Origin of the sequence: Martelella mediterranea (genome assembly GCF_021021415.1) — a bacterium.
Classification (GTDB): Bacteria; Pseudomonadota; Alphaproteobacteria; order Rhizobiales; family Rhizobiaceae; genus Martelella; species Martelella mediterranea_C.
In genome coordinates this window covers 47,328-59,829 of sequence record NZ_JAINWJ010000004.1, presented here as the reverse complement: position 1 = coordinate 59,829, position 12,502 = coordinate 47,328, and the positions used below count along the sequence as shown (strand labels likewise).

Annotated in this window: 12 protein-coding genes; 7 read left to right on the top strand and 5 right to left on the bottom strand. The window is 61.7% G+C overall.

Annotated features, from left to right (window positions below; translation table 11 throughout):
• The first annotated feature begins 131 nt into the window (after positions 1 to 131).
• The gene (locus K7H91_RS02015; protein WP_230718513.1) at positions 132 to 992 is read left to right on the top strand and encodes an alpha/beta fold hydrolase; all 861 of its coding nucleotides are present in this window, start codon (positions 132 to 134) and stop codon (positions 990 to 992) included.
• 289 nt (positions 993 to 1,281) lie between these two features.
• A complete protein-coding gene (locus K7H91_RS02010; protein ID WP_230718512.1) occupies positions 1,282 to 2,172 on the top strand; it encodes a DMT family transporter in 891 nt (296 codons plus the stop codon).
• Between the two features lie 289 nt (positions 2,173 to 2,461).
• Here K7H91_RS02010 and K7H91_RS02005 read toward each other — a convergent pair whose 3' ends face one another.
• From K7H91_RS02005 to K7H91_RS01995, 3 genes are all read right to left on the bottom strand, one after another.
• Positions 2,462 to 5,347: an autotransporter outer membrane beta-barrel domain-containing protein gene (locus K7H91_RS02005; protein ID WP_230718511.1), complete on the bottom strand. Its 2,886-nt coding sequence runs from the start codon at positions 5,345 to 5,347 to the stop codon at positions 2,462 to 2,464.
• A 351-nt stretch (positions 5,348 to 5,698) separates the two neighbouring features.
• Positions 5,699 to 6,787: a helix-turn-helix domain-containing protein gene (locus tag K7H91_RS02000; protein ID WP_230718510.1), complete on the bottom strand. Its 1,089-nt coding sequence runs from the start codon at positions 6,785 to 6,787 to the stop codon at positions 5,699 to 5,701.
• Between the two features lie 39 nt (positions 6,788 to 6,826).
• Positions 6,827 to 7,207 carry a nuclear transport factor 2 family protein gene (locus tag K7H91_RS01995; protein ID WP_230718509.1) on the bottom strand — a complete coding sequence of 127 codons (381 nt, stop codon included), beginning with the start codon at positions 7,205 to 7,207 and terminating at the stop codon, positions 6,827 to 6,829.
• Positions 7,208 to 7,307: 100 nt separating this feature from the next.
• On the opposite strand from K7H91_RS01995, the gene K7H91_RS01990 reads away from it, so the two are divergent.
• The 5 genes from K7H91_RS01990 to K7H91_RS01970 all read left to right on the top strand — a co-directional run bounded on the left by K7H91_RS01990 (position 7,308) and on the right by K7H91_RS01970 (position 9,399).
• On the top strand, positions 7,308 to 7,871 hold the full coding sequence (locus K7H91_RS01990) for a TetR/AcrR family transcriptional regulator (protein ID WP_230718508.1): 564 nt from the start codon (positions 7,308 to 7,310) through the stop codon (positions 7,869 to 7,871).
• Between the two features lie 107 nt (positions 7,872 to 7,978).
• Positions 7,979 to 8,302 (top strand): ArsR/SmtB family transcription factor, encoded by a 324-nt coding sequence (locus tag K7H91_RS01985; RefSeq protein ID WP_230718764.1) that lies wholly within the window; start codon positions 7,979 to 7,981, stop codon positions 8,300 to 8,302.
• Positions 8,299 to 8,697 (top strand): SRPBCC family protein, encoded by a 399-nt coding sequence (locus tag K7H91_RS01980; protein ID WP_230718507.1) that lies wholly within the window; start codon positions 8,299 to 8,301, stop codon positions 8,695 to 8,697. The genes K7H91_RS01985 and K7H91_RS01980 overlap by 4 nt, the downstream gene beginning before the upstream one ends.
• Before the next feature lie 50 nt (positions 8,698 to 8,747).
• Positions 8,748 to 9,128 (top strand): DUF1801 domain-containing protein, encoded by a 381-nt coding sequence (locus K7H91_RS01975; RefSeq protein WP_230718506.1) that lies wholly within the window; start codon positions 8,748 to 8,750, stop codon positions 9,126 to 9,128.
• Positions 9,129 to 9,180: 52 nt separating this feature from the next.
• Complete coding sequence (locus K7H91_RS01970) at positions 9,181 to 9,399, top strand: hypothetical protein (RefSeq protein WP_230718505.1); 219 nt, start codon at positions 9,181 to 9,183, stop codon at positions 9,397 to 9,399.
• Positions 9,400 to 9,519: 120 nt separating this feature from the next.
• On the opposite strand, the gene K7H91_RS01965 is transcribed toward K7H91_RS01970, so the two are convergent.
• Positions 9,520 to 11,220, bottom strand: coding sequence for a putative bifunctional diguanylate cyclase/phosphodiesterase (locus K7H91_RS01965; protein ID WP_230718504.1), 1,701 nt, complete (start codon positions 11,218 to 11,220; stop codon positions 9,520 to 9,522).
• A gap of 245 nt (positions 11,221 to 11,465) precedes the next feature.
• On the bottom strand, positions 11,466 to 12,500 hold the full coding sequence (locus K7H91_RS01960; protein WP_230718503.1) for an aldo/keto reductase: 1,035 nt from the start codon (positions 12,498 to 12,500) through the stop codon (positions 11,466 to 11,468).
• Positions 12,501 to 12,502: the final 2 nt, after the last annotated feature.

Genomic DNA, 12,502 nt, shown 5'->3' with positions numbered 1-12,502 from the left:
CGAGCGGGACAATCTTCAAATCGGCGACGTGCACAATGTGCACAGCATCGGCGGGCCGTTTGCGTGCGCCGCGACGAGGTCGTTAAGTTCGCCGCGAAGGAACCGCCATCACGGAATTCGGAGGAGTGTTCATGGCTCATATATTTACGGCGGAAGAGACCAGCCGTTTTGCGCAGATCGCCGATGGCGACGGCACGTTGAAAATTCATTACAACGACTGCGATCCCGGGAAAGGCGGCGAGACCGTGGTGATGCTGCACGGTTCCGGTCCCGGGGCAACGGGCTGGGCGAATTTCAATCGCAATATCCAACCCCTGACCGACGCAGGCTATCGCGTCGTGCTGATGGATTGCCCCGGCTGGGGCGAAAGCGATACGGTGATCTCCACCGGCTCCCGCTCCGACCTGAACGCGCGGATGCTGAACGGCCTTGTCGAAGAACTGGCGCTCGAAAAGATCCACATCATCGGAAATTCCATGGGCGGCCACAGCGCGGTTGCCTTTGCGCTCGCTCATCCCGAAAAGGTCGGCAAGCTGATCCTGATGGGTGGGGGCACCGGCGGCACCAGCCTGTTCACGCCGCAGCCCGCCGAAGGCATCAAGCTGATCGGCGCGCTCTACCGCAATCCCACGATCGAGAACCTGAAGAAGATGATGGAGGTTTTCGTCTTCGATCCGAGCGATCTCATCGAAGAGCTGTTCGAGACGCGGTTGAAGAACATCCTGGCGCGCCGCGACCATCTGGAAAATTTCGTCAAGAGCCTGGCGATCAATCCGCGCCAGTTCCCCAATGTCGACCACCGGCTGCACGAAATCACCGCCGAAACGCTGATCGTGTGGGGTCGCAACGACCGCTTCGTGCCAATGGACACCGGCATCAGGCTGGTGGCGGGCATAGAGAATTCCGAACTGCACGTCTTCAATCGATGCGGCCACTGGGTTCAATGGGAACATGCCGACAAGTTCAACCGGATGGTGCTCGACTTTCTGTAACCCGCTGCCCCTGAAGTCTTTGCTTGCAAGCTGGCTCTCGGTCGCGGTCAGAGTCTTTCCCGCCATCCGCGCCGTCGGGATGTCGGCACGGGCGGGATCGCCGGTCGTCGCGATGATGTGCGCGATATCCGGACTTCCTTTGATGGTTCGGTCGTCGTCGAAGCATTTGACGCGATCAATCGGCTAGTCGTGCTCCGGAACACAAGGAGATACGACAGATGATGGTGTGGCTTATTCGCGGCAGCTCTAGACAGCGGAAGGTCCGCGCAAGATGACCTCGCGGGGATCGATGACTGTTGAGTACCTGCTGCTCGGCCTTCTGGCGCTTCTCTGGGGATCGTCCTACCTCTTCATCAAGGTCGCGGTGACCGACATTCCACCGATCACCCTGATCGCGTTGCGGGTCAGCGGCGCGGCTCTGTTTCTTTACCTGGTTTTGCTGGGGCGTGGCGGCCGGATGCCGCGCGATGCGAGGACATGGGTGATGTTGGGGGTTCAGGCGACCTTCAACAGCATCGGGGCCTGGACGGTGCTTGCCTGGGGACAGCAGTTCGTCGGCGCCGGGCTTGCCAGCGTCCTGAACTCGACCTCCCCGATCTTCGTCTTCCTGTTCACCGCCCTGATCACCCGCCACGAAACGCTTGGCGGGCGGAAGCTCGCCGGCGCCATCATCGGCCTTGCCGGCGTCGTACTGATCGTCGGCGTGGATGCGCTCTCGGGCCTGGGCAGCGCGGTGGCGGGCCAATTGGCCTGCCTGGCCGGTGCGATGCTCTATGCGGGCGCAGCAATCTACGGCAAGAGGTTTTCCAAGGTCGGCGCGCTGGAGACCGCGCTCGGAACCATGATCTGGGCCAGCGTCGTTCTGGTGCCTTTGGCATTCATCGTCGAAGAGCCGCTGACGCTGCGCCCCGGCGCTGCTGCCCTGGCCGCGACGGCCGCTTTGTCGATCCTCTGCACGGGAGCGGCGTTGCTTGTCTATTTCCGGCTGGTGCATACGCTCGGCTCGCTTGGCGTGGCGAGCCAGAGCTACCTGCGCGCGGGAATTGGCGTTGTTCTCGGGATTGCGTTTCTGGGCGAGACCCTGACGCTGCCGGTCGCAACCGGGCTCCTGGCCGCGATTGCCGGCGTGGCCCTCATCAACGCCCCATCCGGCCGCAAAACGGCGAAGTCCATCGGCTAAGCGAAATCACCGCGCCCGCTGTTTGGAACCTTGCTGCGTGCAAGACGGAGTGGGTCTCGATATCGACCTTCATCGCGCGATTGCGGGGTTACTGCATCTCGCGGCGGGTATTTCGGCTAAAACCAGAAAGGACTCGCTGGATAAGAGTGCTGGGAAATTGCGTCTTGCAGCAGCGCAAGTTATCGAACCTATGAAGTCAGCGCCGGCGAAGCGTTGCCGGCGTTACGCTATTGCCGCGATGCGGCCGCCATCAGCGAGAGACCAGTGCTGCGCCGGCCCGCCCTGACCGTCAGAACCGCACATTCAGGCTGAGGTTGGCTGATTGATCCTGAACGCCGGAGCCGAACAGTCCGCCATAGGCAAGGCCCAGCGTGGCGTTCTCATTGAGGTTAATGTCGAACCCGACATCGAGCACCAGCATGTCCTGCGCCAACGGCACGCCCCCGATGGCGAAGATGTCACCGCCCGAGGCGAAGCGCATCTGAGAGGTCGGCGTCGTATCCCCGAAGGCGTGCTGCCAGCCCAGCATGCCGCGCAAGGCGGCGTCCGCGTTGCCCAGGCTGACATCGGTCTTTGCGCGCAGGCCGAGCGTCGTGAAGGTCGCATCGACGGTGTTGGACGCCGCCGTCAGCGCCGCCGCGCCGCCGCTCTCGGTGAAGCCGTCGGACGAAAGGTTCACCCAGGCAAGGTTGGCGAAGGGCTGGTATCGGACCGCGCCCGTCTCGAAACTGTAGGCTGCCTCGCCCCACGCCTGGAATGTATTGGCGTTGTAGGCGGCGGATAGGCTATCGGCGAAACCGGCAAAGGCGACCGAGCGCGTAGTATCGAGGCTGTGCCAGCTATTGGCGAGCCCGCCCGTCAGCGTGAATGCATTCCAAGCGCCCCCGCCGTAGACGCCAAGCGTGTAGGTGTCGGCCGTGCCCGAGGATGAACGATCATCGACGCTGAAGCTCGATCGGGAATAGCCGCCCAGCGCACCGAAACGCATATCCGGCCCGAGCAGCGCGTCGCCGCCCATCAGGAAACCGCCGATCGAGCGATCCATTGCCGCGGCATTGCCATCACTGTCCCACTGGCCCCACGCACCGAGCCCCTGCCCCCACAGACCGAAGCGCCCGGAAGCCCAATCCTCGATCGGGGCGCCATTTTCAGCGCCCGTTCCATCCATTGCCACGCGCAGGCGATTCAGCGCCGCCTCCCGTGGAAAGCGGCTGTCTTCCAGCAGCGCCGTCCGGGCCGAAGTGTGGATTTCTCCGGAGAGCGCATCGAATGCTCCTCTGGCGTCGGCTGGAACCGTGAGACCGGCGATCGCATCCCAGACCGCGTTGCCGGCTCCAAGTCCGTCGGCCCCTGCGGCGGCGGCCTTCTGGTTCGCGGTCAGGGCCACGCTTTCGAAGCTGGCCGACTGGTCGATGGAAAGATAGACGTCGTTCGCTTCGTAGCTGAGGATCGGGGACAGAAACAGGGTATCCGCCACGCCGGTCACCGCATCGAAGGCGCCTGATCCGCCGCCATCGGCATGAATGATATGATATGACGTGCCGATGGCATAATCAGGGAAAGGCACAACACGGACCGTGCCGCCATTGATGGTCACCGAGCCGCTCGCGTTGATCAGATCGCTATTGCCCGCCGCATCGATCTCCACCTCATAGGTGGAGCCTGCATCAAGGATCACATTTCCCGCCACGTTCAGCGTGCCGATGGACGTGCCGGGGGCGACGGTTGCGCCCATCGCCACCACGGTGTTGCCCACCGTTCCCGTGCCGCCGATCGCGCCGCCGTTTGCCACGATGTCGCCGAGCGTGCCCGTGACGATCAGCTTGCCGTCGAGAACGGTCGTGCCGCCGGAAAAATTGTTCTTGCCCGACAGAAGCAACGTGCCCGCGCCGCTCTTGGTCAACGCCCCTGTTCCCGAAAGGTTGGACCTGACCTCGCCGCTTTCGAAAGCGTAGCTCGCGGCGTCGATGATGCCGCCTTCCAGCACGCCGCTGGACATGGTGAATGCGCCGGTCGTCAGCGTTTCAAGACCGTCGATCGTGACGTGACCACCGTATACGGCGATATCGTCAATGGTTTCGGCGTCTGCCACCAGCAGGTTACCCGCCGAACCGACAGCGAGATCGCCGCCGTCGGCAAGCGCGCTCCCGCCGCTCACATGCAGCGTTCCCCCCTCTATGAGAGTGCCGCCTCCATAAGTGTTGGTACCGCTGAGGCTCAAGGTTCCGGGGCCGGATTTGGTGAGGCTGCCGGTTCCGTCGATGCTTCCGGCAAAGAGGGAATCGCTTTCCTGGTCGATCAGCAGGTCGGCCGTATCAAGGTCCAGAATGCCGCCGCTGCCCGACAATCGGGAGAACCGGGGCGCGTCGTGCAAGGAAACGAGACCGCCGGAGATGTTCAACGCCGCGTTTCCCTTCGCCCCGCCAAGCGCATTGGCGCTGGCCGCGTCAAGCGCGCCGGCGCTGACGGTATAGACGCCGGCAAAAGCCGCGTTATCGCCGCTCAACGTGACGGATCCCGCGCCGGATGAGACATGGACGGAGCCCGATCCGGACAGATCTTTTCCGATACTTACGCCGCCACTGGCCTGATCGAAAAGCAGCGTTCCATCCACAACGATGCCGCCCGCGCCGACCAACGACCCGCCCGTTGCCCCGGTGAATTCAAGCACTGTTCCCTCTCCGATCGTCGTGGTCTCCTGGACAGCGACTGTTGTTCCGCCCTCGATGCTCAGCGTGCTGATTCCATTACCGCTGTCATTGATCCGCAATGCCCCCTGGACATTGAGAAAAGCGCCGGCTCCCGTCAGCGAGACGCTCCCGGCATTGGCGCCGTCGGGGTCGGAAATCACGAGATCATCGGAAATCTGGAGGAAACCCAGGTTCTGGACGTTCAACATTCCAGCGCCAACGCTGTCTCCGACGGTCACGGTCCTGGCGTAGGCGCCGGCCGGGTCCACGACGAATGGCGGAACGCCGGCGCCGTTGATGATGACGTCGTCCGCGTCATCCGGCACATTGCCGTCATTCCAGTTGCTGCCCGTTGACCAGTCGCTGTCGGTGTTGCCGGTCCATACGCTTTGGGCATAGGCGGCGTTGACACTGAAAAATCCGGCCAGCACGGCCACCGATGTCGATGAAAGGCAGCGGTTGAAAAAGCTCGATGTGAAACGCATTGATCCTCCAGTTTGCAACGTGGCCAGCTTGCGCATAGTTCAGAGACAGACGAGCCCGCCGTGAGATCATCTGACGAGCGCCGTTCTTCCCGTTTGGATCGAGCTTTATGGCAGGCACGCATAGGCCGGAAGAGGACGGTGAGAAATGCGGCTTTCCGTGCAGGCATTGCGGCGCGAGGCGCATAAACGGCAAGCCGTGAGGGGCAGAAGAGCTGATCGTTCATACGCCGCGCGTCTTATCGGTTCCGGCCGAATCGAAAGGCGGCATTCATGAGTTTTGGCGCGACATGCTTCCCGCATGAGGGGAGAAGCAGCGTTTCTCGCAGGCAGAACCAGAAAGGGTCTCGGTTCTCAACGCAGTTCAAGCATCCAGTGCCAAAGACTGTTTCGGGCATCGAAGCGGGCGATATTGCGCGAACGCCCCTCTACGGCAAAGCCGCGGGCTTCACGCGGGGTGATCCCATAAAGACGCCGGAAGGCCGTGTTGAAAGTCTTGCGCTGTGTGAAGCCGTAGCTTTCCGCGATATCCTGAATCCGTCGGTGGCTCTGCGCGAAATCGACCAGTTCCGCATGGATATGCTCAAGGCGCCTTTTCCGGATCGCAGCCTGGACGCCGCCAAACGGCTCGAAAAGCTGGTATAGTCTGCGCACCGAAATCCGGAAAGCGGCGGCGATTGTCGCAGCCGACAAGGTCGGGTCCTTTACATGAAAATCGATGTGGCGCTGTATCTGGCGCACCAGAGCGTGGTTGACGGTGTATTTGGTGGCCTCCATGGGGGCGCCATTCACCGCGGATGCCAGCAGGTCCACCGCGGGCGCGATGATCGCTTGTCCCTGAAGGCGCGTCATCGCAGGCAGTTCGTTCTCCAACGCAGAGAGATACTGGCGTAGCAGTGCGACCAGCGGCAGACGACCATCGAGGATTATGACCCCGGCTCGGTCAGTCGGCGTCAACAGGGCGTCCACCAGACGGTGCGGGATGATGAAGCCAAGTGTGTGGTGCGTGGCTCCGGGTGCCAGCGGACGGGCCTGATAGATCAGGGGTTCGGCCTTGTCTCGCAGGATCAGGTCGCCCGGCTGGGCGTACCGGTCCAGTTCGGGGCAGTAGAACACGCCGTCCCTGATGAAGTTCACGCAATAGCAATCGCCGCCGCCAAGCCCGATATGATATCGCGACCTGCGAAACTCCTGAGATACAGTCTCAAGCGTCCCGAAAAAGGCTTCTCCGAGATGCCAGCCCTTCATGCAGGTGCGCAGTTGCTGCTCCGGCGTCTCGTGAAGCCGGACGTCATGAGAGGTTCCCATGGCCTCATGCCAGGCTGCCAGCGCCTGTTTCAGGGGCAGTTTGCTGGCATCAAAGACCGAGGTCGGGATGGCATTGTCACGCCGGGACGACTGCATTGTGCCGATCTGATGGTTCCCATCCCCTTGCATAGGCATACCGTTTCCCGCCCCTCGTACACACCGGTCACCGCACCGTCAGAGAGCGTCGAAGCAATCGTAGTTGCGAAGCCTGACAACCTTGCCTTCGCGGAATTCGAAGACGGCCACGCATTGCGCCCGCAGTTTCTGCCCTGCCCGCAGGGGCGGGAGGTCGGTTACGACGGTTCCATGCCAGACCATTTCCAGAACGACGAGATCTCCGCGTGATACCGTGTTGAGAATCTCGTATTTCTGTTGCTCGATAATGCCTTTGGACTTGTCGATATCCGCTTTCAGCGCGCTGAAGTCGCGAACCTGGCCTGCCGGCTTGAACGCATTCGGCATTTCGACCTGCTCGACGTCGGCAGCAAAGAACCCTTCCATTTTGCGCCCATCCATGGTTTCGACGGCGCGAACAAAGCTCAGAGCCGCAGCCATGTTGGTTTCCTCACGTGTTGCCTGCATAGTGCCGCCTCGCTAGAATATCGTTCTAATCGGAACGACTAGAACATTATTCTAATGTCGTCAAGGATTCGCCGTGATTGATCGCCGCCAACAGATACTCGATGCCGCTTTGCCGATCTTTCTCGAAAAGGGCTATATCGGCACCACGATTGCCGATATTCGCAAGGCCAGCGGCGCCACCACGGGCAGCATCTATCATTTCTTTTCAGGAAAAGCGGGTCTTGCGATCGCACTCTGGTCGGCTGCAAATGGCTTGTGGACGACCCGTGCCGAGGCCGTGCGCCAATCGAGCGAGCCGAGGGAACTGGTTACAGCGACCGTGCGAGGATTACTGGAATGGGCGACGGCGAACCGAAACCTATTTCTGTTCTTCGAGGAGTTGCGCATCCGCGCCTATTCAGATCCTGAACTGCAACCCATTCTCGACCAGATCGCTCAAACGCACGACACAGCGGCCGCGATGTATCAGGCGTGGGCAGCCGAGGGGCATGTGCGCGCGATGGAGTGGCCCGTCGCATCGGCCCTCATCGTGGGGCCGTCCTACGACTATCTCAGAAAATGCGGCCATATGTCCGACCACACCGCCGCGATTGAAATGCTTGTGGAACGCGCCTGGGATTCCGTCAGCCGCGACTGAGACCGTGGATCGATGATCGCGGCCCCAATTTGATGCGCTTTTTTTGCTTGAAAATTCATAACTCTTTGGTTATCGATAAATCATAACCGGAGAGCTATTAATTGCCATTGACCCACCCCCATGACGTGCTGTTCAAAACCCTGGCGGACCCGACACGCCGGGCGATCTTCGAGCGCCTGTGTCGCGAGGGGGACCAGACGGTCAAAGCGCTGACGGAACACGCCGGGATTTCCCAGCCAGCCGTCTCCAAACATCTCGGCGTGCTCAAGCGCGCCGGGCTCGTCGTCGACCGCCAGGATGGCCGCCAGACACATTACAGCCCGCAACTTGACGCCCTGGCGCCGTTGACGGACTGGACCGACCGGATGGCGCGCTTCTGGGAGCGCCGCTTCGACGACCTCGAAGACCTGCTGAAGAGGATGGACAATTGACCGAGACCCGCACCGTTGTCGTCGAACGCGACCTGCCGCATCCGCCGGAGAAGATCTGGCGCGCGCTGACCCAATCCCACCTGATCGGGGAATGGCTGATGAAGACCGCCTTCACGCCTGAAGTGGGGCATCGCTTCGGATTCAGCGCGGATTGGGGCGAAGTCGCCTGCGAGGTTCGGGCGGTCGAGGAACAAAAGGCTCTGGAATACAGCTGGGATGCCGGCGATCTGCTCTCTGTGGTCAGATGGACTCTCACGCCGACCGGCACGGGAACGCGCCTGCGCATGGAGCAGACCGGCTTCCGGACGGATCAGCCGAACTATTATGGCGGCGCGAAAATGGGCTGGCCGCGCTTCTTCGACAGGCTGGAGCAGGTACTGGCCGAGATGGATTGAGGCAAGCGCGGGCCATGCACCACGGAACCGAGAGACAAGAGGACCATGCCATGAAGGATGCGCAACAGGAGCAAAATCCATCGCGGAAGATCGATGAAAGGATCACGGAACTGGGCGACTGGCGGGGCGACATGCTCTCCCGCATCAGGGATCTGATCAAGGACGCCGCGCCCGATATCGTCGAGGCATGGAAATGGCGCGGCGTTCCGACCTGGTATCGCGACGGCATGATCTGCACTGGCGAGACCTACAGGGACAAGGTCAAGATGACCTTCGCCAGGGGCGCGTCCCTGCCCGACCCGACCGGACTGTTCAATTCCAGTCTCGACGGCAATGTCCGGCGGGCCATCGATTTCCGCAAGGGCGACGCGATCGACGAAGAAGCGCTGTCGGCGCTCATCCGCGCCGCCGTGGCACGAAACGCCTCGTGATCTCTCGCGCCCGGACCCTTTTCGCATCCAACGAACATGTAAGGAGGCACAATTGAACTGGAGCAAGCTGATAAGACAATGTCATCGCTGGCTGTCGATCATTTTCACCCTGATCGTGATCGGCATCTTCGGCGCCCAGGGGTTCGGCAAGGAACTCGCCGAATGGATGTACTTCCTGCCCTTGTTCCCGTTGTTCCTGATGCTGGTCACCGGCCTCTATCTGTTCGCGCTGCCTTATTTCAGCGGGCGACGCGGCAAGTCAGGCGCGTGAGGCCGCATCCGGCGTAGGTGGAAGAACAGCCCCCAATTTAGCGGGGGCCGCCTGCTGCTTCGATCGGCGGCATCATCCTTTGCCCCTCACACGGCGGTCATCTGACTCCGTGAGCACCCACTATGTCGCGTCCTTTCCCCCGCTTGCCTCAGCGACGCGTTCGTTCACCCTTGAAGGCGGCTCCGGTCGGCCGAGGAGAAAGCCCTGAAGTTCGGGACAACCCATGTGCCTGAGGGCGACGCGCTGGCTCTCGTGTTCGACCCCTTCGGCCGTGACCGACAGGTTGAGTTCCTTTCCGATCGCCAGGATCGCGCGGATGATCGCGACGGAGCGGGCATCGGAATCCAGATTTGAAACAAAACTGCGATCGATCTTGATCCGGTCGAACGGCATGCGCTGAATGCTGGATATCGACGATGTTCCGGCGCCGAAATCATCCAGCGCCAGCAGAACGCCGATCTCCTTCAGTTGCGAAAAGGTCTGCGCGACCATCTCGGTCGCGCCGATCAGCGCCGATTCCTTGATCTCCAGTTCGAGGCGGCGGGGCGCAAGCCCGGAGACGGCAAGCGCATGCCGGACCGTTCCGGCCAGGTGCCCGTCCTCGAGCTGGGTCGAGGAGACATTCACGGAGACGCGCACATGGTCCGGCCACATCACCGCGTCACGGCATGCGGTCTCCAGAATCCAGGCGCCGAGCCTGCGAATGATTCCGGTTCTCTCGGCAACCGGGATGAAGATGTCCGGCGAAATCTCTCCTCTTTCGGGATGCGTCCACCGGGCGAGCGCTTCATATCCGACGACAACCGAATCCATGCCGTCGCACAGGGGTTGATAGGCAAGCGAGACATCGCCATGGGTGATCGCCGCGCGCAGTTCCTTTTCAACGTCCCATTCCTGCCAAACCTGCCCTTCAGCGGCGTGGTCGAAACGTAGATAGCTGCTCCCGCCCGACCGCTTGACCGCATAGAGCGCCATGTCGGCGTTGTTATAGAGTTCATCCATGCCCGAAGCATCATCCGGAAACAGCGCAATTCCGATGGAGACCGAGACGGAGACGCGCGTCTGTCCGATGAGAACCGGCTCTTCGAGCGCGCGAATGAGGCGCTTCGCCAGGGTGAAGGCGCCGGCCGGTTGCTGGACACCCGCCTGAACGACGCAGAATTCGTCGCCCCCGATCCGCGACACCGTGTCGCCGGACCGGACATGACCGGACAGGCGCCGGGCCACCACCCGCAGAAGTTCATCGCCGGCAACGTGACCATATCGGTCATTCACCTGCTTGAACCCGTCAAGATCCAGAAGCAGAAGCCCCACCTTGGCCTGCGAGCGCCCGGAAGCGGCGACGGCCTCGGCGAGCGTATCCGTAAGGCGGTTCCGGTTTGAAAGACCCGTCAACGGGTCGTGTTCGGCGAGATAGGCGGCCCGCGCCTCGGCCTCCCGGATCTTCGTGACATCCGAGAGAATGGCCAGGATGAAAGGCTCCCTGCCATCAGCCGTGTCGAGCTCGACAAGCCGCTTGCGCGTCACGATGACGTGGACGTCACCCTTGGCGTCGGTGACGACCTCTTCATTCTCATTCGGTTCTCCGGTCTCAAAGACCTGGTTGTCGACCTTCCAGAAGACAGCGCGCTGGTCCTCCGGCAATTGTTCATCCAACGAGCCGAGCAAGGCATCCCGCGGCGTTCCGAAAAATGTGCAGGCGGCATCGTTTGCCACCACGACGCGATGACTGCGGTCCTTCATGATCACGGGCAGCGGCATGGCATTCAAAACCGCCTGGAGGTTGTCGACCGTGGCTCGTATTGTCGAACGCGAGAACATGGACAGCCTTCCGTACACTTTGTCTTCAATAAACAGGGCCTTGTCTCCGTGTCCGCGGACGTGCCTGTCCGGCAGCACGAAAAGACCCTTTTGCGGTATTATAACACGAAGCCCGCCCGACAATGAAACCTTACCAGTCGCGCGACCGCGCCGGAAAGCAACTCGGGATTGCGGAAGCGACTCGAGAGAACATCGCCGCCGGAAGAGGAGCGCCCTCCTCGACCAGCGTTCTTCGGTCTCCCTCTTCAAACCATCGGAGGGTCCAGCCGTGCAAAGCCTTCCTGCCGGCGATATGGAAAATGGGGGTAAGGCGCGGGCTTCGCGCTTGCCGCATCCAGACGCGCGATCTGATCCTCGGTCAGGGTCCAGCCGACAGCTCCCAGATTGTCGCGGAGCTGCTTCTCATTGCGGGCGCCGATGATGACCGATGAGACGGTGGGGCGCTGGAGCAGCCAGTTGAGCGCGATCTGCGGAACGGTCTTGCCGGTTTCTTCCGCGATGGCATCGAGTGCGTCGACGACCGTGTACAGATACTCATCATCTACCGGCGGTCCGAATTGCGCGGTCTCGTGCAAACGACTGGCCTCGGGGATGGGATTGCCCCGGCGGATCTTGCCGGTCAGCCGCCCCCAACCGAGCGGGCTCCAGACGATCGCGCCCAACCCCTGATCCGCCCCCAGCGGCATCAGGTCCCACTCATAGTCCCGGCCGACGAGCGAGTAGTAAGCCTGATTGGCGACATAGCGCGGCCAGCCGTATTTTTCCGCTGCGGCGAGCGACTTCATGATCTGCCAGCCGGAGAAATTCGAAACGCCGGTGTAAAGGACCTTTCCGTCGCGCACAAGCTGGTCGAGCGTCGAAAGCACCTCTTCGACCGGGGTGAACGCATCAAACGCGTGTAGCTGGAGAAGGTCGATATGGTCGGTTTTCAAACGTCTGAGCGCGGCCTCGGCGCCCCTGACCAGCCTGTACCGGGACGAACCGGCAGCATTCGGCCCCTCCCCCACGGGCAGGCTCAACTTGGTGGAGAGCAAGAGCGCGTCGCGACGGCCTTTCACCGCCTCGCCCAGCACTTCTTCCGACGCGCCGTCCGAATAATTGTCAGCGGTGTCGAACAGATTGATGCCGGCTTCCAGACAAATCTCGACGAGACGGCGCGCCTCCATCACATCGGACGTGCCCCAATGGCTGAAAAGCGGTCCGGATCCGCCAAATGTGCCCGCGCCAAAGCTCAGCGCGGAAACCTTGAGGCCGGATTTTCCGAGATAGCGATACTCCATAA